We start from the raw sequence: 22,475 nt of genomic DNA on the forward strand, positions 1-22,475 counted from the left end.
GCAGCCACGACCGCCTCCGAGCACACTGGTCCCTGTCCACCGATCTCTGCACTGTCCGAATCCAGAAGCGAGGTTCCCGACATGACCACTCCCGATCCGACTCTGACCGCCGACGTCGCCATCGTCGGAGGCGGTGCCGCCGGCCTCGCCACGGCGATCGCTCTCGCGCGCTCCCTGCGCCGGGTCGTCGTCATCGACGCCGGTTCACCGCGCAACCGCACGAGCGCCCATGCCCACAATGTGCTCGGGCACGAGGGGATCAACCCACTCGATCTCGTCGCAAAGGGCCGGAAGGAGGCTGAGGGTTACGGGGTCACCTTCATCGACGCTGCCGTGACCGGCGCACAGAGCACCCCCGCCGAGGTGGCTCGCCCGCACCGTTTCACCCTCGACACCTCAGCCGGCGTGCAGGTCTCTGCGCAGCACGTCGTCATCGCCACCGGCATCACCGATGAGCTTCCGGACATCCCCGGTCTCGCCGAGCGATGGGGCGACACCGTCCTCCACTGCCCATACTGTCACGGCTATGAGGTGCGCGGACAGAGCATCGGGATCATCGGCACCACTGCCCTGTCGTACCATCAGGCGATGATGTTCTCCCAGCTCAGCGACCGAGTGACCTTCATCAGACACGCTGCGCCGGAACCGACGGCCGAGCAGGCGGCGATGCTCGACGCCCTCGGCATCACCCTCGTCGATGCGCAGGTCGAGGCGGTGCACAGGACCGAGGCGGGCACCGAAGTGACGCTGAGGTCTGTCGCATCTGACGACACCACCTCGGCGCTCGCCGCCTCCACAATCACCCTCGAAGCGCTGGTCGTCGGCCCGTTCTTCCGCGCCAACGGCGAGGTCTTCACCCAGCTCGGCGGCACGGTCGTCGAAGACCCGAGCGGCATGGGGTCATCGATCACCGCGGACCCGACGGGTCGCACCGACATCCCCGGTGTGTGGGCGGTCGGGAACGTCGCAGACATGTCCGCGATGCTCGGCGCGAGCGCGGCCAGCGGCGTGCGGGCCGGCGCGATGATCAACTACGAGCTCATCCAGAGCGCCCTCGCCGGCTGAGCCACTGCACCGGGCCGAACCTCATCCGACGGGCACACAGTTCAACGCAGCTCAGCACAGCTCCGCGCGCAACCCGGCCCCTCAGCTCCGCACACAACCCAGCACCCAGCACAGCACCCAGCACCCGGCCCAGTGCTCAACGCAGTTCAGCTCAGCACAGCTCAGCCCGCAACCCAGCACCCAGCCGAGCGCCCAGCACTCAGCTCAGTACTCCGCCTTGACGCAGAGCACGGGGCACACGGCGTCGATGATGACCTTCTGGACCGTCGATCCCAGGAGGAACTTGCCCACCGGGGTGCGCTTGCGGGTGCCGAGCACGACGAGCTGAGCCCCCACCTCGGCGGCGGTGGCGATGATCTGCTCCGCCGGGTCGAGTTCGCTGCCCGGGGAGCGGATCTCGCCGCTCACCCCCGCCTCGGCGAGGATGGACTCCACCTCCGCGACCTCCTTCTCACCGAGGCGGTGGGAGTCCCGCCGCACGACCGGTCGGGAGGCGTTGACGACGATGACGCTGCTGTCGTGCTTCTTCGCCTCCGCGATCGCGGTGTCGAGGGCCGCGCGCCCGTCCGGGGTGTTGACGTAGCCGACGATGATGGTCATGGTTCACCTTCGCATTCGGTTCGCTGCCGCCCGATCCGGGCGGACGTGAGCAGGGTGGGTGGGGCGGGGTGCGGTCGTGCCTCGCCGAGGCGGTCGGACCTCTTCCGCACGACCTCGCCGAGGCGGTCGGAGCGCATCCGCACGACCCTGACCGAGGAGGGCGACGCTCCCCCGCCGGCAGATCCGGGACGACACGGTCATCACGTGAGGTCGTCCGGGTGGCGGAAGCGGGTGCTTCGGCCCTTGACCGAGCGGTTCCACAGCCAGGTGATCGCCCAGAGCACCACGCCGATGCCGACGAGCGCCAACGCGATCTGATACTGGATGAGATCGTCGAGGCGCGCCCACGGTCCGACGAGGAACGCGCACGTGAAGACGCCGAGCCACGGCAGGTAGGTCGGCGATCGGAAGTGCTCGTGATCGACGGGCTGGCGGCGCAGCACGAGCACCGCGACGTTGACGACCGCAAAGACGGTGAGGAGCAGCAGCGAGGTCGTGCCGCCGAGGGAGGCGGTGACGGTCTCGGGCAGAATGTTCGTCACCGCGACGATGAGGGCGAACGCGATGAGGGTCGTGAAGACGATCGACACCCACGGCGAACGGCGGTTCTTCAGCACCTTCGCGAACACCGGCGGCAGCACGTTCTGCTTCGCCATGCCGTAGAGGAGGCGGCTGGCCATGAGCATGTTGATGAGCGCCGAGTTCGCGACGGCGAACATCGTCATGAACGGGAAGATCGCGTCGATCGGAATCCCCGGCGCTCCGGCCCGCACGACGTCGAGGAGCGGGGTCTCGCTCGTCGCGAGCTGACCGATCGGCACGGCCGCCACGGCGACGATCGACACGAGGACGTAGATAACGCCGGTGATCGACAGGCCCGTGAGCATGATCTTCGGGAAGATCCGCGGATCCTTCGTCTCCTCGACCATGTTGACCGAGTCCTCGAACCCGACCATCGAGAAGAAGGCGAGCGCCGTGGCTCCGGTGATCGCGAGGAACACGCTCTTGTCCTCGGCGGTCTCGAAGACGACGACGCGGGAGAAGTCGGCGGTGCCGGAGCCGAGGGCGAAGAAGCCGACGACGATGACGAGCAGGAGGCCGGTGAGTTCGATGAGGGTGAGGACGACGTTGAACCACACGCTCTCGGAGACCCCGCGCAGATTGATCGCCGCGACGAGGGCGAGGAAGCCGAGCGCGATCCACATCACCCCGGTGCCCGAGATGTCCCAGCCGAAGCCGGCGACCATGTTCGCCGCGAAGACGTTCGACGCCGTCGACGCCGAGGTGATGCCCGAGCTGAGCACGGCGAAGGCGACGAGGAACGTGATGAAGTGGATCCCGAACGCCTTCTGCGCATAGAGCGCGGCACCAGCGGCGCGCGGGTACTTCGTGACGAGCTCCATGTACGAGCATGCCGTGATGAGTGCCACGGCGAAGGCGAGGAGGACCGGCGCCCACCCGGCTCCGCCGACCTGACCGGCGACCGTGCCGGTCAGGGCGTAGACGCCCGTGCCGAGGATGTCTCCGACGATGAAGAGGAGAAGCAGCTTGGGCCCCATCACCCGTTTCAGGGTCTCCGGCTGCTCACCGTCCTTCGAGGTGTCCGCTGACGCTGTCTCGCTGTGACTCACGATTCCTCCGTAGTCGTCTCGAGGCGCTCAGTCCGCAGTCGGTCACCCGCGCTGGTCACGGACCACGGTGAGGAACGCTGTGAAGAGCCTCTTCGCTTCGACGAGGCTGTCGCCCTCACGCTCCTCGGCCTCTCTTTCGAGTGTGTCCTTATTAAACCCCAGTTTGGCCAGCTTCTCCTCGTCCCACCGCGAGATATTCTGCGCGGTCGCCTCGGGATGGAACTGCGTGCCCCACGCCCGCCCGATTCGGAAGGCCTGGATGCGGCACGCCGGGCTCGTCGCGAGCAGCACCGCCTCGGCGGGGAGGTCGACGATCCGATCGACGTGGCTCTCGAGGAACGCCGGCCGCGCGGACACCGCGGAGAACACGGGATCCTCGGCGGCCGCCTCGGTGAGGTCGATCCACGTGTACCCCTTCTCCGGGGTTCCCGACTGCGCCTGCACGGTGCCACCGGCGACGTGGGCGATGAGCTGCCCGCCGAGGCAGACGCCCAGTTGCGGGAGGTCGTGGTCGAGTGCGCGGCGGACGAGATCGGCCTCGCCGCGCAGCCACGGAGCGCGGTCGGTCTCGTCGGGCATGAGTCCGCCGGCGAGGAGGATGAGGCCGTCGACGCGGTCGAGCTCGGTCGGCTCGGGCACCCCGACCTCGGGGGCGACGCGGACGTCGGCGTCGATGCCCGCCTCGGCGAGCCAGTCGGCGAACTTCCCCGGCGGGGAGTCGACGTCGTTGACGATGACGAGAACGCGGGGTGCGGGTGAACTCGGCTGTGTCGGAGTGGAGGCGGTGCCCGGCGCAGCCTCGGTGGTCGCGGTGGCGTCGGCTGCAGCCTCGGTGGTCGCGGTGGCGTCGGCGGCCGCCTCGGTGGTCGCCCCAGCCCCCACTCCTGCCCCAGCCCCCGTCACGACTCCCCCAGGAACGACACGTAGGCGTCCTCATGCGCTTCGAGCACGCGCATGACGTTGTCGAAGCCGAGCTTGCGCAGGTCCGGCTCCGACCAGCCTCGGCGGGAGAGTTCGGCGAAGAGGTTCGGGTACTGGCCGGCATCGCCGAGTCCGATCGGCAGCTCATCGACGCCGCAGATGTCCCCGCCGAGCCCGACGTAGTCGATGCCGATCCGCTCGCGCACGTAGTCGCAGTGGTCGGCGACATCGGCCACGGTCACCTCGGGGGCGGTGCCGGTCTCCCCAGCCTCCACCCAGTCCCAGCGCTGACGCGAGACGAACGACGGGACGAAGGTCATCATCGCCACTCCCCCGTTGCCGGGCAGGCGGTCGAGGACGTCGTCGGGGATGTTGCGGGGGTGCGGGTTGAGGCCGCGGGCGCACGAATGACTGAAGATCACCGGCAGCGTGGTGAGGTCGAGGGACTGGTGCATGACGCTCGGCGCGACGTGGGAGAGGTCGACGATCATGCCGATCCGGTTCATCTCCGCCACGACCTCGCGGCCGAAGGCGGTGAGGCCGTCGTGCCGCGGTTCGTCGGTCGCCGAGTCCGCCCACGAATGCGTCGTCGACCACGTCAGCGTCATGTACCTCGCGCCCGCGCGGGCATAGCTGCGCAGCATCGCCAGCGATTCGTCGATCTGCTGGCCGCCCTCGACTCCCATGAGCGAGGCGACGCGGCCGGCATCCCGGGCGGCGGCCACCTCGGCGGCGGTGCGGGTGAACTTCAGGCGCTCGGGGTACGCGGCGACGAAGCGGCGGACCGCGTCGATCTGCTCCCAAGTCGCGACGACGGCGTCGGCCCCGGTGATCGACGAATGGACGTACACCGACCAGAACTGCGCGGCGACATGACCGTCCCGCAGCTGATCCATCGTCGTGAACGGCGAGATCTGCGGGTCGTTGAGCCCCTCGACGCTGTAGTCGCGCTCCTCCCGCAGCCACCATGCGAGGTCGTTGTGTCCGTCGAAGACGTCGATGCTCATCTGTGTCCTTTCGCGGCGGGGACGGTCATCCTCGCCGAGGTGGTCGCGGGGTGGGGCTTGTCGTCGGGTGGGGCTTGTGGCTGGGTGGATTTGTCGTTGCGTGGTCGCGGGCGGTGGGCGCGTGCGTACGCCCAGGTTACGCCTCCGGTGCCCCGATCAAGCGGCAGTGCGGACGTGTCCGTGCACGCGCCCACATCCGCACTGCCGCTTGATCGAGCGGGCCTGGGGTCGGCAGGGCCTGCGGTCGGGAGGGTCCGCACCGCATCGCGCGCCGGCCGGACGTGATTCCCCGGCGCCGGGTGGCGGGGCGGGTCCTGTGGTGGCGCGGCAGGTCGGCGCTCCCCGTCACCCGAGGCCGGACATGATCTGCGCCGAGGCGAGGCCGAAGAAGGTCCCGAGGAACGTGCCCATGAGCGCGAAGAGCACGCCGACGGGCACGAGCTGGCGATTGAATGCCCCGGCCACCACCGGCGCCGAGGCGATGCCGCCGATGTTCGCGGTGCTCGCCACGGCGATGCTGAAGAGCTCGGTCTTCGTCAGCTTCGCGTAGACGAGCATGATGGCGGCGTGGACGACGATGACGATGAGACCGGCGACGAGGTAGAGCGGGGCCTGCGTGAGCGAGGTGAAGTCGGAGCCCGAGGCGATGATGCCGATGATGATGTAGAGCATGATCGTGGCGAGTTCGCTCGAGCCGCGCACCCGGCCGAACCGCGTCGAGCCGATGATGAGCCCGAGGACGCTGACGATGAGGATCGTCCACGTCGAGGCGTTGATGACGGTGCCGATCTCCGGCAGCAGCTCGCCCGCTCGGATCGCCAGCGCCGAGACGAGAAGGGCGAATCCGAGGAGCCCGAAGAGCGCGGGCATCGTCAGCGGCTTCTCCTCGTCGTCAGCCGTCGAGGCGACCTCGAGCTTCGAGGTGTCCGCCTTCGTCCAGCGGTTGAAGCGGTCGGAGACCGTCACAGAGGAGAAGATCAGCAGCAGCCAGAACGAGTAGACAACGGTGTCGACGATGAGCACGTACCCGAAGACGTCCTCGGGCGCCTGGAGGATCTCCTGCACCGCGACCATGTTCGCCGACCCGCCCGTCCACGAGGCATTGAGGGCACCGAGCGCCTTCCACGCCTCGGGGTCGAGGACCGAGCGGAGTATGAGATAGCTGACGAGGAAGCCGGCGACGATGCTCGCGGCGGTCACGGCGAACGTGAGGAGCAGCTTGGGACCGAGCCGGATGATCTGCCGGATGTCGCACTTGAAGAGGAGAAGGAGGATCATCGCCGGCAGCAGGGCCGTGCGCAGGCCGTCGCCCACCTCGGTGACGGAGTCGGAGTGGTCGAAGACGCCGACCGTGTTGAGCAGGGCCGCGATGATGTAGAGGAAGACGAAGCCGGGCACGTAGGCGAAGATCCGGAAGCGGCCGCTCTGGCCGGCGATGACGAGGGCGGCGGCGATCGCGATGAGCACGCTGATGAAGAGGAAGCCGTCGGAGATCATGGGGTGGTCCTTCAGTCGGGGAAGCGGTGGGGCTGGGTAGTCAGTGGGGCTGGGCGGGTGGCCGGGCTTGGTAGCCGGTTGCGCTGGGTGGTCGGTGGGGCTGGGTCTGTCAGAGGAAGCGGTGGATGGCGTCGCCGGCGGCGCGCATGACCGGCATGACCTCGACGACGCGGTCCGTCCCCTTCTCCCAGTTCGCGAAGACCGCGTAGGCGACTCGGCGCCGAGGCGTCATGACGATGCCGGAGTCCGCGCGGATCGCACTGTCCGTGCCGGTCTTGTTCCACACCCAGACGTCACGCTGGTAGTGGTAGTGGGCGAGCGGATCGAGGTCGAACGCCGAGGCGACCATCGAGGTGTCCGCGCCGGCACCCAACCAGCGACGGAAGATCTCATTCGTCGACTCGTCCCAGAACTCGTCGGTGGCGTGGCGGGCCATGAAGTCACTGAGCTCGGCGGCGGTGCCGGTCGACAGGGTGCGCGGGGCCTGCGCGGGCCGCGGCCAGCGGAGGAAATCGTGGAGTCCGGAGTTCCGGTAGCCGAGCGCGGCGACCTGCCGGGCGACGTGGTCGAGTCCGACGCGGCGGATGAGGACGTTCGTCGCGAAGTTGTCGCTGAACGCCCCGATGAGAACCGCGACGTCGTAGATGCTCAGGTCGTCCTGCTCCATGAGGTACCAGATGCCCGACTCGTCGACGCGCTCCGATGGTCTGCGGCTCAGCCGCTCCGTTAGATCGAGCGTCCCGTCGACGGACATCTGCAGAGCAGTGTGGAGGAGGAAGACCTTGCCCATGCTCGCCGTGTCGAGCTCGTCCTCGGCATGATGGGCGAAGACCCGCTCCCCGCTGTCGACGTCGAAGGCGAGCGCGCTGAAGCGCACCCCGGGCAGGCTGTCGAAGCCGATGTCGCTCGTCGTCTCATTCATCTCGTCGCCCTCCGGCTTCTCTGCTCGCTCATCCGTCTCTGTTCGCTCGCCCGTCTCTGCACGCTCATCGTTCGACCCACATCCGCGGCCGCTGCCCCATCGGCGCGTCGAGTCTCACGTCGACGCCGAGCGGGGTGCTCGGCGCATCGGGGTCGTGGCCGAACCCCATCTCCGAGACGATCGGGATCCCCGCCTCACCGAGGAAGTCGAGGACGAGAGCCTCGATCTCGTCGATCGGCGCGCAGTCGATCCACGACCCGAGGACGAGGGCATCCGCCGAGGCGAACCACCCACCGCGGACGAGCTGGACGAGGAGGTTGTCGAGACGGTAGAGCTCTTCGTCGACGTCCTCGAGCATCGCGATCGCCGGCCCCCGCGTCGCACGCCGGGTGCGGATGTCGGCGAGTTCCGGGCTGCCCAGGCCCGCCGCGACGAGACTGAGGTTGCCGCCGACGAGTCGTCCGACCGCCGTGCCCGGCACAAGTGTCCGCGCGCGACTGACGGGAGTGGTGTGCGCCGACGTGGTGTCCGCGGACTTAGTGTCGGACTGGGCCTGCGAGCGCGAGTCCCGCAATCCCCAGGACGAAATGGTCCGAGAATCGGCCGAATTCTCCGACCATTTCGTCCTCGAGTCGTCGCCGGCAGCGCCGGTTCGCGAGGCGGTGGCGTCCGCTGGCGATCTCCCGGACGCAGAGTGTCGATTTTCGCGGCCCGCATCGACACTTTGCGTCCTCGATTCGGGCGGAGAGGGGGTACCGGGGGCGCTGAGGTGCGCGTGAGTGGCTTCCCCGGGATCGCCGGGGTGCGAGGTCTGTGCGTCCGGGGCCCCGGTCGCGTCGGGCGGGAAGCCGAGTTCGCGCCCGCCCCAGGGGGCGAAGAGCCACGAGGCCACCTCGGCGGGGACGACGGTCGACTCCTTGAATGGGTCGTTGCCGGGCATCGGACAGAAGAGCGTCGCGACGCCGAGGTGGTGGTCCCAGGCCTGGTGAAGCGCGGTGATGTCCGAGGACCCGGTGAGCAGCTTGGGTCGTCCGTCGGGGCGCAGTCCGTGGCGGGCCAGGTGGGCGAAGTCGAGGCCGTCGAGCAGTCGCATCGCCCCGTAGCCCCCGCGCAGTGCGATGACCGCCGCGGCCGTGGGGTCGCACCAGGCGTCGACGAAGTCGGCGCGGCGCTGCTCATCGGTGCCAGCGAGGTAGTTGACGCGCGGATGCCGGGCGCGCAGATGAGCGCCCGGTACGACGTTGAGACCCCACGCCTCGAGCTGGGAGATCGCCCGCTGCAGCGAGTCCTCGTCCGCGGGGCCCGAGGGGGCGATGAGACGCACGGTGTCCCCGGGGACCAGAGGCGCGGAATCGAGGTAGGGGCTGGTCATGCGTCGTCGGTTCCCGCAGGATCCGCGGTCCGCCGTGCGGCACTATCCTGCGCCGGGACGCCCGGCACCGTCGCACCCGGCGCCCGCGCATTCGACCGGACGAGGCTCTGGCTGCCCAGGCGGGGCACGGCGGCGAGGAGTTCGCGCGTGTAGGCGTGCTGGGGGTCGGCGAGGACCGTGTCGACGGGTCCGTATTCGACGATCTCTCCCTGCTTCATCACCGCCACCGTATCAGCGATATTCCAGGCCAGGCCCAGGTCGTGGGTGATGATGAGCGCACTCATCCCGAGGTTCTTCTTGAGCGCGAGGAAGAGGGAGAGGATCTCTCCGCGCACCGAGGCGTCGAGGGAGGCGACGGGCTCGTCGGCGAGGAGGACCTGCGGGTCGAGCGCGAGGGCACCGGCGATGACGACGCGCTGTCTCTGACCGCCGGAGAGCTCCTGCGGAATCGACTCGAGGTAGTCCGCCGCCGGGGTCAGCTCCGCGGCCTCGAGCGCTCCGATGACCTTCGCGTACTCGTCCTCGGTCAGCCCCTGGACCTGGAGTCCCTCGGCGACGGCTTCGTAGACGCTGCGCTTCGGATTGAGCGACCCCGCCGGATCCTGGAGGACCATCTGCACCTGGCGTCGGAATGCCCGCAGGTCCTTGGCCTTCGTCGGCAGCGGCCGGCCGGCGAAGGCGATCCGCGATCCCGGGTCGGTCTCCTGCAGGCCGAGGAGTGAGCGCGCCAGCGTCGTCTTCCCCGATCCCGACTGACCGACGACGGCGAGGATCTCGGCCCTGCGCAGGGCGAGGTCGACGCCGTGGACGGCTCTCTCCCTGCCCTGCCGGGTGTCGAAGGTGACGCTGAGGTTCTGCGCCTCGAGCACCACCTCGTCGGTCATCGTGAACGGGTCGGTCAGCCGCACCTCGGCGGGTTTGTTGGTGCGCGGACGCAGACGCGACTCCCCGTCGCCGATCTGCGGGAACGCCCCGGCCAGCTGCTTGGTGTACTCCTCCCGGGGGCGCAGGCACACGTCGTCGCTGGGACCGTATTCGACGATCCGACCATCTTTCATGATCGCGAGGTTCTCGCACACCGCGGAGAGCACGGCGAGGTCGTGGCTGATCATCAGCAGCGAGATGCCGCGGTCGGCGACGAGGTCGGCGAGCCCGGTGAGGATCTGCTTCTGCACGATGACGTCGAGGGCGGTGGTCGGCTCGTCGGCGATGATGATGTCGGGTTCGCACGCAAGCGCCATCGCGATCATGATCCGCTGCTTCTGCCCGCCCGAGAGCTCGTGCGGATAGGCTTCGGCCTTCGCCGGGTCGAGGTCGACTTCGCGGAGGAGCTCGAGCATCCGCGCCCGACGCTTCTCGGGCGTCGTCCACGTGCCCTTGGCGTGGTGTTCGAGGGCTTCGACGATCTGCCGGCCGACCCGGCGGACGGGGTTGAGGGAGTGGAGTGCGCCCTGGAAGACGATCGACGCCTGCGCCCAGCGCACCGCACGGATCTGCCCGAAGCTGAGATCGGAGATGTCCTGGCCGCCGAGGCGGACGTGCCCGGTCACCGTCGCCGACTTCGGCAGCAGCCGCAGCGCCGACATCACGAGTGTCGACTTCCCCGAGCCCGACTCACCGGCGATGCCGAGGGTCGACCCGCTCGGCAGGTCGAGGCTGACGTCGATGACGGCGGGCACGTCGCCGCGCGAGGACGAGGAGCGGTAGGTGATCGAGACGTCGTCGAAGCTGAGATCGGTCATCGGCTGCTCCTCAGGGTCGGATTGATGATCGCTTCGAGCGCCCGGCCGACCATCGTGAACGCGAGGACGACGAGGAGGATCGCGATGCCCGGCGGCAGCACGTACCACCAGTATCCCGAGGTCGCCGCCGAGGCGTCCATCGAGTTCTTGAGGATCGTCCCCCACGATTCCGAGCCCGGATCGCCGAGCCCGAGGAACGCGAGCGTCGACTCCGCGATGATCGCGCTGCCGACCATGAGCGTCGTGTTCGCGAGCACGAGCGGCATGACGGCGGGCAGCAGGTGCTTGACGAGGATGTGCCGATGTCCGGCACCGAGGATGCGCGCCCGTTCGATGTAGAGCCGGGATTCGACGCTCAAGGTCTGGGAGCGCACGATCCGGGCGGTCGACGCCCACGAGGCGATGCCGATCGCGACGACGATCGTGAAGACCCCGCGGTCGAGGACGGTGGAGAGGACGATGGCGAGCAGCAGGGAGGGCAGGACGAGGAAGAAGTCGATGAGGCGCATGACGACGGCCCCGACGATGCCGGTGAAGTGTCCGCCGGCCAAGCCCATGAGCGTGCCGATGACCATCGACATCAGGGTCGCGGCGACGCCGACGAGGAGGGAGACGCGCGAGCCCCAGACGATGCGCGCCCAGATCTCGCGGCCGAGGTCGTCGGTGCCCAGTGGGTGGGCGAGGCTCGGCGGGGCGTAGCGCGGAACGTCGAGCTGCTTCGTCACGTCGAGCATCGAGGCCGGAGCGATGACGGGAGCGAAGATCGCCATGAGGACGAAGAGGAGGAGGACGATCGCCCCGATCATCGCCGGGGTGTCGGTGCGGAAGGCGCGCCAGTTGCGTCGGAGACTGCGCAGGCGGCGTTCGCGGACGAGCTTCGCACTGTCGAAGCCGGCGGCACCGCCGCGGGTGGCAGCAGACCGTCCGGGCTCGGTGCCCGGGGACGGTGCGGACCCGGTCGTCGGGGACGATGCGGGCTGGGCGGCCGGGGTCGATGCGGATCCGGGGGCAGCCTCGGCGCGGTGATCGTTGTCCATCACGCTCTCCTCACTCTCGGATCGAGCCAGCGGTAGACGAGGTCGGCGGCGAGGTTCATGACGATGATGATCGCGGAGAACACGACGAACGTGCCCTGGAGGAGGGGCAGGTCGGGGCCGCTGATCGCGTCGAAGGTGAGTTTGCCGAGGCCCGGCCAGGAGAAGATCGCCTCGACGGTGACGGCGCCGGCGATGAGTCCGCCGAGGTGGAGGAAGACGACCGTGACCGTGGGCAGGAGCGCGTTGGGCACGGCATGCCGGCGGCGGACTTCGTCCTCGGTGAGGCCCTTCGCGCGGGCGGTCGTGAGGTAGTCCTCGGACATCTCCTCGATGAGGGAGGCGCGCATGACCATGAGGAACTGCGCGTAGACGACGGCGACGAGGGTGATGACCGGGAGGATGAGGTGGCGGATGACGTCGATGATCGCCTCCGGTGACCACGGGTCGAGTCCGGGCGTGATCATCCCGCCGGTCGGCAGCCATTGGAGGGTGCCGCCGAAGACCATGAGGAGGATGAGGCCGAGCCAGAACGTCGGGACCGACCAGAAGACGAGGGCCGTGGAGGAGGCGAGCTTGTCGAAGAGCGAGTTGCGGCGCCACGCCGAGAGCTGTCCGAGCCAGAGGCCGAGGACGATCGCGATGACCGCGGCGGTGGCGGTGAGGAGCAGGGTCGGGCCGAGGTATTCGCCGATGAGCGCGGAGACGGGTTTGCGGTAGACGTAGCTCTCGCCGAGGTTGCCCGTGACGATGCCGACGAGGTAGTCCCAGAACTGGACGATGAGCGGTTTGTCGAGGCCGTACTGGCTGCGCAGCTCGGCGATCTGGGCCGGGCTCATCGGCCGCTCTTTGGCGATCTTGAGCACGGGGTCGCCGGGGAGGAGCCGGAAGGCGAAGAAGCCGAGGACGATGACGAGGACCATCGAGATCGCCGAACCGCCGAGTTTGCGGAGAAAGTACGCGGCGAACGACGCGCCCTTCGGCGGTTCGTCGGTGTCGATGGGGGTGCCGAGTCCGTCGACGGCGGGGCCCGGGGTGGCGGATCCGGCGGTGCCGGGGTCCGAGGTCCCGGGATCGCCGGGACCGGAGGGATTGTTCGTCGATGCTGTCACTGGTGCGCTCCTGATGGAGAGGGGGCCGCTCCGGCCACCGCCGAGGTGGTGCTCGGGCAGTGCGTTCCGGTGCGGAACTGCCGGCGGTGACCGGAGCGGCCGGGGTGGGACGGGTCGACTACTCGCGGTCGTCGGCGCTCCTGCGTTTGCGGGTGGCGAACCAGAGGACTCCGCCACCGCCGACGATGACGGCGATCGCGATGCCGACCCAGGCGCCTGCGCTCAGTCCGCCTCCGTCGGAGGCACCGGCGGCTTCGCTCGCGGGTTCGACCGAGGTGTAGCCCCAGTAGCCGACCTGGTTGGCGATCGCACCGCCGTCGCTCGGCTGCTTCGTGAAACCGGTGAACTTGTCCGAACGGTAGGCCTCGAGCTGGTTGGGATACCACAGCACGATCGAGGGAGTGTCCTCGTAGTTGATCTCGAGGGCCTGCCGGACGAGGTCGGCGCGCTTGCCCTGGTCGAGTTCGATGTGCTGGGCCTGGTAGAGCTTGTCGAACTCGGGATTGCAGTAGCCGTCCTGCGTGGTGCCGCCGTTGCCTTCGGCGTCGGGGCGGTTGCCGCACGTGTTGATGCTCAGCTGATAGTCCGGATCGGGGTTGATCGACCAGCCGGAGAAGTAGAGGTCGTAGTCCCCCTTCGTGGTGAGCTCGGAGACGGTGTCGGAGTCGCTCGATTCGTTCTTCAGCTGGATGCCGATGTCCTTCATCCACGGTTCGAGGAACTTCGCGGTGTTCTGCTCGATCGGCTCGGCGGCATCGGTGAGGAAGCGGAGTTCGAGCTTCTTGCCGTCCTTCTCCCGGATCCCGTCGGCACCGGGTGTCCACCCGGCTTCGTCGAGCAGGGATTTCGCCTTCTCGACGTCGAACCCGGTGATCACGGGGTCATCGGCGGGCAGGGCCCAGGTCGAGTACACCGAGGGGATGAAGCTCGTCGCAGGCTGGGCGTAGTCCTGCATGACCTGCTTGCGCAGCGTCTCGGTATCGATGCCGGCGCGGATCGCCTGCCGGACCTTCACGTCCTTGAGCGCCTCGTTGCCGGTGCCGAACTCCTTGCCCTCGGCGTCGGCGAGGCCGGAGTTGATGGAGATGCTGTTGAAGCGGCGGCCGCGGCCGTCGTTGAGTTCGACGCCGTCGGCTCCTTCGAGGGCGGTGAACTGCTCCGGGGAGAGCAGCGTGATCATGTCGACCTCACCCGAGCGGACCGCCTGCACCTGGGCGTCGGAGTTCGTGTAGTACCGGTACTGGATGCCGTCGAGCTTGGGCTTGCCGCGCCAGAAGTTCGGGTTGGCCTTGAGCGTGACTGATTTGTTCGCCTCGTAGCTCTCGAGCTGGAAGGGTCCCGATCCGACGGTGTTCGCATCGTTCTTGAACTCGCCCGGGTTGTCGATCGTCGACCAGATGTGCTCGGGGACGATGGGGATCTCCTGGCCGGGATTGTTCGCCTGCGGGTTCTTCAGCGTGATGACGACGGTCGCGTCGTCGGGCGCTTCGACCTTCTCGAAGTTCTCGACGAGGCTGCCGTTGGCGACCGCGAGATCCTCGTTCTCCATCATCTGCGTGTAGGTCCACGCGACGTCGTTCGCCGTCAGCGGTTCACCGTCCGACCACTTCATGTCCGGGCGGATGCTGTACGTCCACACCTTGCCGTCGTCGTCGGTCGACCATTCGGTCGCCAGGCCCTCGGTGATCGAACCGTCCTTCGCGTCGTTGGCGACGAGATTCTCGTACATGTAGCGGAAGGTGTTCGTCGGGAGGAGATAGAAGGAGGTGAACGGGTTGAACGAGTCGATGAAGCCGTCGGTGGCGATGCGCAGCGTCTTCGCATCCGCGGAGCCGCCGTCGGTCGGTTGGGGTTCTGTCGTCTGAGCGCTTGCCGGTGCCGTCGCCAGCCCTGCGGCGAGCGCGATCGCGGCGAGTCCCGCGACCGTTCTGCCGAGCCCCCTGCGCAGCGTGCTGTGGGTGAACATCATCGTCCTTCCGGTCGTCATCGAACCATCGGCGCAGGTGAGACCCTGCTCACATCTCATCCTAGGACGCAATGCGGGCTGAGGGACGGAAATGCGCGCCGTGGCTCGCCCCCTTTCCTACTGCACCGTAGGGCCGGACCGTCACCGAAAGACTGGACGACCGGATCAGAGCGGCGAGATCTCCGGCTCCCCCGCCTCGGCGAGGACATGACCCTAGAGCCTGATCCCCGATTCGGCATCGAAGAGGTGAAGCCTCTCCGGGTCCGGGTGCGCGCGGATCGTCTCACCCTTGCGCGGAGCGCGCTCCGTGGGCACCCGGACGACGACCGACTCCGCCTCCCCGGCATCGGCAGGTCGACCGTGGACGAAGGTGTCCGCACCGAGCACCTCCACCATTTCCACTCGCAGGCGAATTCCGCGCTCGCCCAGTCGAAGGTCCTCCGGTCTGATCCCCACCGAGATGGTGTCCCCAGCGGATGCCTGCAGCGCCTCCCTGGGAACCGGGATCACCGCGTCACCGAAGACAGCACCGGCTTCCATCTTCTCCGCCTGCACGAGGTTCATCGCAGGCGAACCGATGAACCCCGCCACGAAGACATTCGCCGGTCGCGAGTACATCACCGACGGAGAGTCGACCTGCTGCAGCTGACCGTCGTTGAGGACCGCGATCCTGTCCCCCATCGTCAGTGCTTCCGTCTGATCGTGGGTGACGTACACAGTGGTGACCCCGAGACGCGACTGCAGCGAAGCGATCTGCGAGCGCATCTGCACGCGCAGTTTGGCATCGAGATTCGACAGCGGCTCGTCCATGAGGAACACCCTGGGCTCTCGCACGATGGCCCTTCCCATCGCCACCCTCTGTCGCTGTCCGCCCGACAGCGCTTTGGGCTTTCGGTCGAGGAATTCGCCGAGGTCGAGCAGCTCTGCGGCATCGCGGACACGGGCTCTGCGCTGCGCAGCGGGAACTCCGGCGATCTTGAGAGCGAAGCCCATGTTGTCTCCCACACTCATGTGCGGATAGAGAGCGTAGTTCTGGAACACCATGGCGATGTCCCGCTCGTTGGGCGGGACATCGGTGATGTCTCGGTCGCCGATGAGGATCCGTCCGTCGCTCACCTCTTCGAGGCCCGCCAGCATCCGCAGGCTCGTGGACTTGCCACAGCCGGACGGTCCGACGAGAACGATGAACTCGCCGTCCTCGACGTGGAGGTCGAGACCGTCGACTGCGGGCTTCCGGCCGGGCTGATAGACCCGACTCGCGCTGTCATATGTCACTGTCGCCATGGCGTGCGCCCTTCATCCTCTCGTGTTCTCACTGGTGTCGGGATCTCGCAGCCATACGGTCGTGGCACCAGGGAGAGTGCCGTCGCCAGGCAGCTCCTCGCTCGAGAGCAGGATGTCACCGTCCGGCAGCGGCACCGATTGCGGGCCGAAATTCGTCACACTGACCCAGCCGCCCGGCCGCCGGAATCCGACGACCTCGTCTCCGAGTTCGAGCCAATCCAGCTGCTCGCCCTCTCTCAGCTCGCTGCGCAGTCGCAGCGCACGGCGATACAGCCACAGAGTCGACGACGGGTCGCCCTCTTCGCGCTCGGCAGAGTACTCGGCGAACCAGTCAGGTTGCGGCAGATGCGGCGCTGCGTCTCCGAAGCCGAATGCCGGCCCTTCTGATGTCCACGGCAGCGGCACTCGACAGCCGTCGCGGCCGAGCTCCACGCCGCGGCTGCGGAAGAACGTCGGATCCTGCCGTGCGGCCTCGGGGATGTCCGGCACCTCGTGCAACCCGAGTTCCTCGCCTTGGTACAGATAGGCCGAACCCGGCAGGGCGAGCTGCAGCAGCGTGGCCGCGCGAGCCCGGCGCAGACCCAGAGCAGCGTCGAGTTCGGGCGCGGTTCCCCCGGAGAGCAGCCATTCCCGCCCCATGCGCTCACTGTCTCCGGAGACCGGCAGTCCGTAGCGCGTGGCGTGACGGACGACATCGTGGTTGGAGAACACCCACGTGGTCGATGACCCCGAGGCGGCAGCCAGTTCGAGGTTCGACGTGATGACGCTTCGGAAGACCCGGGGGTCGAAGTCGGCGCGCAGCAGATCGAAGCTGAAGGCCTGCCCCAATCCGTCCTCGCCGGCGTAGCGAGCCCGGCGATCGGGATCCACCCACGCTTCCGCGACTCCGATCAGGGGCGGATCATAGCTGCGGAAGAGCCGCCTCCATTCCGCATAGATGTCGTGAACGTCGTCTCGGTCCCAGAGAGGATGCTGTCCGTCGTGCGGCAGGGCGTCGAGTTCGGCCTGAGTCGGCAGAGGCTCCCCCTCCGGGGGAAGGTCCTTGGCCAGACCGTGGGCGACATCCACGCGGAAGCCGTCGACTCCGCGGTCCGCCCAGAAGCGCAGAGTGGCGAGGAAGTCTGCACGCACGTCCGGGTTGCTCCAGTCGAGGTCGGGCTGTTCGGGGGCGAAGTTGTGGAGGTACCACTGGCCGTCGCCCACCGGTTCCCAGGCGGAGCCGCCGAAGATCGATGTCCAGTCCGACGGGGGCAGTTCCCCTCGCTCCCCGCGTCCGTCTCTGAAGAGGTAGCGTCCCCGTTCCGGGGAGCCCTTGCCTGCGGCGAGCGCTGCCCGGAACCATTCGTGCCTGTCCGACGTATGGTTGGGCACGATGTCGACGATGATGCGGATTCCGACGTCGTGCAGTGCTGCGGTCAGGGCGTCGAACTCGGCGAGTGTGCCGAGTCGCGGGTCCACATCACGGTAGTCGTCGACATCATAGCCGCCGTCTGCGAGCGCGGACGGGTAGAACGGGCTGAGCCAGACGGCGTCGATGCCCAGAGCGCTGAGGTAGGGCACCTTCTCGATGATTCCGGCGAGATCGCCGATGCCGTTCGCGTCGGAGTCCGCGAAGCTGCGCGGGTAGATCTGGTAGACGGCGGCGTGACGCCACCAATCGTGGTCGTGGAGGAGCGCAGTCGAGCGCGAATGCGATTCTGAGGTCTGGAGCATTGTGGAATTCCTGTCCTGTTCGTACCGGAGACGGGATCTGAGGCGGGCTGTGACCGGGAACGGCTCCGCGTGGGAGCATCGGGGCCGAGAGCACCTGGACGGCGGCGCACGGTTGGGAGGTCCGTGTCTGATCACTTCACCGCTCCCTGGGTCACTCCGGACATCACCCAACGCTGCGTGAAGAGGTAGACGATGACCGCCGGCGCCATCGCCATGAGATACGACGAGAAGGCGATGTGGTAGTTGTTGCTGAACTGGGTCTGGAAGATCGACTGCACGACGGGGAGGCTCTGCAGACTCGGATCGGCGATGATGAGGGAGGGCATCATGAAGTCGTTCCAGGAGGCGAGGAAGGAGAAGATGCCGACCGTCGCGCTCATCGGCGCGAGAAGCGGGAAGACGATCCGCCAGAAGACCTGAGTGGTCGACGCACCGTCGATCCGCGCACTCTCCTCGAGCTCTTCCGGAAGGCTGCGCAGGAACGCGGTGTAGAGCATGACGGAGAACGACAGCTGGAACAGGATGTGGAGCACGGCCACTCCGAGTGGATTCGCCAGGCCAACCATGCCGGTCAGCTTCACCTGCGACAGCGCGAGGACCGGGAACGGCAGGAACATCGCGGCCAGTAGGTAGAAGAAGGACCAGCGGAACAGTCTGCGATGCCAGTTCCGTGAGATCGCGTAGGCGGCCATGGAGCTGAGAAGGATGGTTCCGACGACGGAGACGGCCGTCACGAACACGGAGATTGCGAAGGCTCGAGGGAAGTTCGTCAGCGACCACGCCTCGACGATGCCCTCGAGACTCGGAGGAGCAGGCAGTGCGAACGCCTCACCATCGACAGCTTGGGAACCCGACTTCAACGCCATCGAGACGGTGACGTAGAGCGGAACCAGGACTGTCAGCGAGCATGCTGCGAGCAGCACGGTGAGACCGACTCCCCGACGCCGCCGGCGTCGTGTTCCCGCCTTGGTGCGGTCGGCGTCGAGACTGCGCGGTGAGGTTCGGACACTGGAGTCGGGGAGCACAGTGGGTGTTGCAGACATCAGGAGCCGGCCTTTCCGCGGGAGAGCCGCAGTTGGATGAGGGCGATGCCGAGTGCGATGAGGAAGAAGATCACTGAGTTCGCCATCTGGTAGGCGTAATCGCCGTTGTCGAAGCCGCGGAAGATCATCATCGCCACCGACCGGGTTGACGTGCCCGGTCCGCCGTCGGTGAGGCCGACGATGACGTCGTACGAATTGAGGAAGTTCTTGAACCCGATCACCACGTTGATGGCGATGTACCCGGCCATCAGCGGCAGAGTGATGGAGCGCAGCCGGGACCACGACGTCGCTCCGTCGAGCGCCGCTGCTTCGTACACCTCCGCGGGGATGGAGACGAGTCCGGCGATGTAGATGAGCATGGCGGAGGGGACGGCCTGCCACGCCGTGACGATGACGATCGAGATCCATGCGAGATCGGGATCGGAGAGGATGCTCTCCTCGAGGAATCCGAGTCCCCCGGCCGATGCCGCGGCGGGCACCGTGCGTGAGAAGAGGAAGTTGAAGACGAACGCGATGATGATCCCTGACAGCACCATCGGCAGGACGAACACTGCTCGAAGCGCATTCTTGGCGCGGATTCGCGAAGTCAGGCCGATGGCGAGAAGCAGAGCGATGACGTTGACGAGAATCACGGTGACCACAGCGACGCCGATCGTGAAGCCATATGCGCCGAGGATGGCAGGATCGCTGAAGAGAACCGCGTAATTGGTGAGACCGACGAAGTTCCATTCCCCGAAGCCGATCGAGTCGGTGAAGCTGAAGAAGACGCCCATCACCGCTGGAACAGTGAGTGCCAGGGTGAAGGCGAGCACTGCAGGCAGCAGAAAGAGGACATGGACGGCCTCGGCGCCCCGTCTGCGGCGGCGAGCATGGCGGCGGTTGCCGGTCCGGCTCTCTGTGGTCATCGTTCTCCTCATCGTTGAGTTCGGTTCATGACCGGCGGGCCAATCTGGCCCAGTCGTCGTCGAGGGTGGAGAGAACTCCTTCGAGATCGGCCCCGAGCACGAGGCCCTGCATGTAGTTCTCGAACGGAATCGTGCGGGGGATGGCCGTGGACGCCCCCTGGTAGAAGTCCCCGCGGTCGACGTACGACTGCATCTCAACGAGTCGCTCGTCGGTGACAGGCGGCGCCCCGGCGCGCACTCCGAAACCGAGGTTCTCGGCGTTGTACGTGTCCTGTATCGCGGGGTCGAGCAGAAAGGCTGCCAGCTCGCGGGCTCCATCGGGATTGCGCGCGGCCTCGGGAATCCAGAGTGCGAGGTCGATGTTGACGCGCACCTTGAGATCGTCCGCGTCCTCGGTCATCGGCAGAGGGAAGGTCCCGATGTCGAGGTCGGCATTCGTCTTGGCGATCTCGCCGAGTGCCCACGGGCCGTGCAGATACATCGCGCCCTCGCCTCGGGCGAAGGCGAGGTTGCCGTCTCCGTAGCCCAGACTTGCCGCGTTCCGGTTCGAGTAGGCAGCGAGCTCGAGCATCTTCGACAGCGGACCGTGGAAGTCTTTGCTGAAGGACACCGGGGCCGTCGGACCGAGGTTGTCTCCCTGTGCCCGCAGCTGCGCGAAGAAATCGGCGATGTTCAGTCCGCCGCCCAGGCTGTAATCGGCGAGTCCCTGAGACACGGTCCACGCGTCGGCGTAAGTGCTGATGAGAGGCGTCACCCCTGCATCCTGGAATGTCCCGCACGCTTCCAGCAGCTCGGTCCAGGTCCGGGGCACGTCAACCCCGTACCGGTCGAACAGCTCGCGATTGTAGAGAACGGAGGCAGCCATCAGGGAGTAGGGGATGACACTGGTTCGCCCAGGATAGCCGGGATACTGATCGACCAGACCCTGGATCTCGGGCGCGACGGCCGCTGCCTCTGGCAGATCCGAGAGGTCGGAGAGCGCGCCGCGCTCCTGGAAGCGCGCCATCTCGAAGTTGTAATTGAGGCAGCCGAGATCGGGCGGGGCACTGCGAGCGAAGCCTCCCGACAGATTGGATGCGGTGTCATGAACTGCGCGGAGCCCGGTGCCTTCGGCGTTGAAGGCAGCGACGAGTTCGCGGAAATAGGGGATGGCCTCGGGCTTCGACTGGTACAGCGTGACGGCGGGCCGACCGCTCACACCTCCGGAACAGCCGCCGAGGGACAGCATGGTTCCAGCCGCAGCGGCGGCGAGGAACCCCCGTCGCGTTGCGACGAATGGTAGAGAGTCTGCCGGTGATCGGGACACGTCGTTGTCTCCTGATGGTCAAGCGCGAATGCTTCACGCTGTTTCTATAGCGCTTAAATATACCTCCTAAATTAATTAAATCAAGCGACCTGCGCCCGAGGCTGTGCATTCGTCAGTCCGAGAGGCGAGCCCGCAGCAGGTCGCGGACAGCTTCGAGTGCGACGGCGATGGCTCCGTCGACCACGGCATCGCCGCCCAGCTTCGAGGGCACGATCCTCACCGGCATCGGCGCGTAGTCGGCCACCATCTCCTCTGCGCGGCGCAGAAGGATCTCGTCCTCAAGCGCCGTGGCCCCGCTGACGACCACGACCTGCGGGTTGAGCAGGCTCGACAGGGTCGCCACGACCCGCGCCAAACGATCCGACAGGTCATCGACCAACCGCAGCGCCGCCGGTCTCCCCGCTGCGGCCTGCGCGATGAGTTCGTGGGGGTCCAAGGGCAGCGGTGCCTCATCCACTCCCCTGGCATTCTCCCGCTCTGCCCACTTCCGGGCGAGTCGGCCCAGCCCCTCGGTCGAACGCACACCTTCGACGTGCTCGAGGTAGACCATCTCTCCGGCTCCGCCGCGTGCACCGGTGAGAAGGTGTCCGCCGTCGACGATTCCTGCTCCGAACCGCTCTCCGGCCAAGAGCATGACGAAGTCCCCCGCGGGGTCGACGGCGCCCGCATGGCGTTCGGCGATGGCCGCGAGATTGGCATCGTTGTGGACCGAGACTGCCCAGTCGAGGTCATGCAGCACCTCCTGCAGGTCCACTTCCACTTCCCGCCAGAAGGGGTCCTCCATCGCCATCGAGCCCTCGGCGGCGATGGGCGCGGCGAATCCGAAGCAGATGGTCCGCACCTGCTCATGGTCTGCCTCCGCCCCTGCGATTGCCCGATCGATGGCGGTGCGCACCTGCGCAGCGCGACTCCGGCTCGCATCATCGGCAAAGCGGATGCGGGCTCCGCCCAGGCGACGACCGGTGACATCGGCGACTGCCACGGATACGGAATTCAGCCCCGCGTCGACACCGACACAGAGGGCATCGCGCGCTCGGGGGAAGAAGCGCTTGCCGGGGCGACCGCTGCCGCTCTGCCGGTCGGGCGGCCCCTGGACGATGAGTCCGCGGCGCTGCAGATCCTCGCACTGCGCGAGGACTGTGGCTCGCGTGAGTCCGGTCTGAGAGATGAGATCGTTCGTCGACATCCCCTCGAGCGGATCACCGGCCCAGAGCCGGTCGAGCACGAGCCGCTCGTTCCACTCGCGCACGGTGTGGCGCGGGCCGTCTGCCGCTGAGATGGACTGATGCCCCAGCGGTTGCCCTCTCTCCGTCGTCACCATCACCTCAGAGTATCCGGTGACGGGGCGATGATGG

At 67.5% G+C, this 22,475-nt stretch carries 18 protein-coding genes; 1 reads left to right on the forward strand and 17 read right to left on the reverse strand.

The window, feature by feature from the left end:
* Window positions 1–81: 81 nt before the first annotated feature.
* Window positions 82–1,065, forward strand: a complete 984-nt coding sequence (locus ACFQ91_RS01690) for an NAD(P)/FAD-dependent oxidoreductase (RefSeq protein WP_376872051.1) — start codon at window positions 82–84, stop codon at window positions 1,063–1,065.
* A 204-nt stretch (window positions 1,066–1,269) separates the two neighbouring features.
* On the opposite strand, the gene ACFQ91_RS01695 is transcribed toward ACFQ91_RS01690, so the two are convergent.
* The 17 genes from ACFQ91_RS01695 to ACFQ91_RS01775 all read right to left on the reverse strand — a co-directional run bounded on the left by ACFQ91_RS01695 (window position 1,270) and on the right by ACFQ91_RS01775 (window position 22,441).
* Window positions 1,270–1,665 carry a universal stress protein gene (locus ACFQ91_RS01695; RefSeq protein WP_198499629.1) on the reverse strand — a complete coding sequence of 132 codons (396 nt, stop codon included), beginning with the start codon at window positions 1,663–1,665 and terminating at the stop codon, window positions 1,270–1,272.
* 200 nt (window positions 1,666–1,865) lie between these two features.
* Window positions 1,866–3,296 (reverse strand): APC family permease, encoded by a 1,431-nt coding sequence (locus tag ACFQ91_RS01700; RefSeq protein WP_376872048.1) that lies wholly within the window; start codon window positions 3,294–3,296, stop codon window positions 1,866–1,868.
* 42 nt (window positions 3,297–3,338) lie between these two features.
* A complete protein-coding gene (locus ACFQ91_RS01705) occupies window positions 3,339–4,199 on the reverse strand; it encodes a type 1 glutamine amidotransferase (RefSeq protein WP_376917315.1) in 861 nt (286 codons plus the stop codon).
* Complete coding sequence (locus tag ACFQ91_RS01710) at window positions 4,196–5,224, reverse strand: dipeptidase (RefSeq protein WP_376872686.1); 1,029 nt, start codon at window positions 5,222–5,224, stop codon at window positions 4,196–4,198. The genes ACFQ91_RS01705 and ACFQ91_RS01710 overlap by 4 nt, the downstream gene beginning before the upstream one ends.
* A 345-nt stretch (window positions 5,225–5,569) precedes the next feature.
* On the reverse strand, window positions 5,570–6,721 hold the full coding sequence (locus ACFQ91_RS01715; RefSeq protein ID WP_376872683.1) for a DUF819 domain-containing protein: 1,152 nt from the start codon (window positions 6,719–6,721) through the stop codon (window positions 5,570–5,572).
* A 109-nt stretch (window positions 6,722–6,830) separates the two neighbouring features.
* Window positions 6,831–7,643 carry a serine hydrolase gene (locus tag ACFQ91_RS01720; RefSeq protein ID WP_376872680.1) on the reverse strand — a complete coding sequence of 271 codons (813 nt, stop codon included), beginning with the start codon at window positions 7,641–7,643 and terminating at the stop codon, window positions 6,831–6,833.
* 64 nt (window positions 7,644–7,707) lie between these two features.
* Window positions 7,708–9,015, reverse strand: coding sequence for an LD-carboxypeptidase (locus ACFQ91_RS01725; RefSeq protein WP_376872677.1), 1,308 nt, complete (start codon window positions 9,013–9,015; stop codon window positions 7,708–7,710).
* Window positions 9,012–10,757: an ATP-binding cassette domain-containing protein gene (locus tag ACFQ91_RS01730; protein WP_376872674.1), complete on the reverse strand. Its 1,746-nt coding sequence runs from the start codon at window positions 10,755–10,757 to the stop codon at window positions 9,012–9,014. The genes ACFQ91_RS01725 and ACFQ91_RS01730 overlap by 4 nt, the downstream gene beginning before the upstream one ends.
* Window positions 10,754–11,794: an ABC transporter permease gene (locus tag ACFQ91_RS01735; protein WP_376872671.1), complete on the reverse strand. Its 1,041-nt coding sequence runs from the start codon at window positions 11,792–11,794 to the stop codon at window positions 10,754–10,756. Before ACFQ91_RS01735 ends, ACFQ91_RS01730 begins: the two co-directional genes overlap by 4 nt.
* Entirely contained in the window at window positions 11,794–12,903 is a 1,110-nt protein-coding gene (locus tag ACFQ91_RS01740; protein ID WP_376872668.1) for an ABC transporter permease, read from the reverse strand. The genes ACFQ91_RS01735 and ACFQ91_RS01740 overlap by 1 nt, the downstream gene beginning before the upstream one ends.
* Window positions 12,904–13,021: 118 nt before the next feature.
* Window positions 13,022–14,890 carry an ABC transporter substrate-binding protein gene (locus ACFQ91_RS01745; RefSeq protein ID WP_376872665.1) on the reverse strand — a complete coding sequence of 623 codons (1,869 nt, stop codon included), beginning with the start codon at window positions 14,888–14,890 and terminating at the stop codon, window positions 13,022–13,024.
* 192 nt (window positions 14,891–15,082) lie between these two features.
* Window positions 15,083–16,153: an ABC transporter ATP-binding protein gene (locus ACFQ91_RS01750; protein WP_376872662.1), complete on the reverse strand. Its 1,071-nt coding sequence runs from the start codon at window positions 16,151–16,153 to the stop codon at window positions 15,083–15,085.
* 12 nt (window positions 16,154–16,165) lie between these two features.
* Window positions 16,166–17,866 (reverse strand): glycoside hydrolase family 13 protein, encoded by a 1,701-nt coding sequence (locus ACFQ91_RS01755; RefSeq protein WP_376872659.1) that lies wholly within the window; start codon window positions 17,864–17,866, stop codon window positions 16,166–16,168.
* A gap of 131 nt (window positions 17,867–17,997) precedes the next feature.
* The gene (locus tag ACFQ91_RS01760; RefSeq protein ID WP_376872656.1) at window positions 17,998–18,909 is read right to left on the reverse strand and encodes a carbohydrate ABC transporter permease; all 912 of its coding nucleotides are present in this window, start codon (window positions 18,907–18,909) and stop codon (window positions 17,998–18,000) included.
* Window positions 18,909–19,814 carry a carbohydrate ABC transporter permease gene (locus ACFQ91_RS01765; RefSeq protein ID WP_376872653.1) on the reverse strand — a complete coding sequence of 302 codons (906 nt, stop codon included), beginning with the start codon at window positions 19,812–19,814 and terminating at the stop codon, window positions 18,909–18,911. The genes ACFQ91_RS01760 and ACFQ91_RS01765 overlap by 1 nt, the downstream gene beginning before the upstream one ends.
* 25 nt (window positions 19,815–19,839) lie before the next feature.
* The gene (locus ACFQ91_RS01770) at window positions 19,840–21,042 is read right to left on the reverse strand and encodes an ABC transporter substrate-binding protein (RefSeq protein ID WP_376872650.1); all 1,203 of its coding nucleotides are present in this window, start codon (window positions 21,040–21,042) and stop codon (window positions 19,840–19,842) included.
* A 190-nt stretch (window positions 21,043–21,232) separates the two neighbouring features.
* Window positions 21,233–22,441 carry an ROK family protein gene (locus tag ACFQ91_RS01775; protein ID WP_376904020.1) on the reverse strand — a complete coding sequence of 403 codons (1,209 nt, stop codon included), beginning with the start codon at window positions 22,439–22,441 and terminating at the stop codon, window positions 21,233–21,235.
* Window positions 22,442–22,475 lie beyond the last annotated feature (34 nt).

It is taken from the genome of Brevibacterium sp. NPDC056726 (assembly GCF_042790515.1).
GTDB lineage: Bacteria > Actinomycetota > Actinomycetes > Actinomycetales > Brevibacteriaceae > Brevibacterium > Brevibacterium sanguinis.

Excerpts from the sequence above, each read along its gene's own strand:
- ACFQ91_RS01690 (WP_376872051.1), top strand. The coding sequence starts at position 82 with ATGACCACTCCCGATCCGACTCTGACCGCCGACGTCGCCATCGTCGGA.
- ACFQ91_RS01695 (WP_198499629.1), bottom strand. The coding sequence starts at position 1,665 with ATGACCATCATCGTCGGCTACGTCAACACCCCGGACGGGCGCGCGGCC.
- ACFQ91_RS01710 (WP_376872686.1), bottom strand. The coding sequence starts at position 5,224 with ATGAGCATCGACGTCTTCGACGGACACAACGACCTCGCATGGTGGCTG.
- ACFQ91_RS01715 (WP_376872683.1), bottom strand. The coding sequence starts at position 6,721 with ATGATCTCCGACGGCTTCCTCTTCATCAGCGTGCTCATCGCGATCGCC.
- ACFQ91_RS01720 (WP_376872680.1), bottom strand. The coding sequence starts at position 7,643 with ATGAATGAGACGACGAGCGACATCGGCTTCGACAGCCTGCCCGGGGTG.
- ACFQ91_RS01725 (WP_376872677.1), bottom strand. The coding sequence starts at position 9,015 with ATGACCAGCCCCTACCTCGATTCCGCGCCTCTGGTCCCCGGGGACACC.
- ACFQ91_RS01730 (WP_376872674.1), bottom strand. The coding sequence starts at position 10,757 with ATGACCGATCTCAGCTTCGACGACGTCTCGATCACCTACCGCTCCTCG.
- ACFQ91_RS01735 (WP_376872671.1), bottom strand. The coding sequence starts at position 11,794 with ATGGACAACGATCACCGCGCCGAGGCTGCCCCCGGATCCGCATCGACC.
- ACFQ91_RS01745 (WP_376872665.1), bottom strand. The coding sequence starts at position 14,890 with ATGACGACCGGAAGGACGATGATGTTCACCCACAGCACGCTGCGCAGG.
- ACFQ91_RS01750 (WP_376872662.1), bottom strand. The coding sequence starts at position 16,153 with ATGGCGACAGTGACATATGACAGCGCGAGTCGGGTCTATCAGCCCGGC.
- ACFQ91_RS01755 (WP_376872659.1), bottom strand. The coding sequence starts at position 17,866 with ATGCTCCAGACCTCAGAATCGCATTCGCGCTCGACTGCGCTCCTCCAC.
- ACFQ91_RS01760 (WP_376872656.1), bottom strand. The coding sequence starts at position 18,909 with ATGTCTGCAACACCCACTGTGCTCCCCGACTCCAGTGTCCGAACCTCA.
- ACFQ91_RS01765 (WP_376872653.1), bottom strand. The coding sequence starts at position 19,814 with ATGACCACAGAGAGCCGGACCGGCAACCGCCGCCATGCTCGCCGCCGC.
- ACFQ91_RS01770 (WP_376872650.1), bottom strand. The coding sequence starts at position 21,042 with ATGCTGTCCCTCGGCGGCTGTTCCGGAGGTGTGAGCGGTCGGCCCGCC.
- ACFQ91_RS01775 (WP_376904020.1), bottom strand. The coding sequence starts at position 22,441 with ATGGTGACGACGGAGAGAGGGCAACCGCTGGGGCATCAGTCCATCTCA.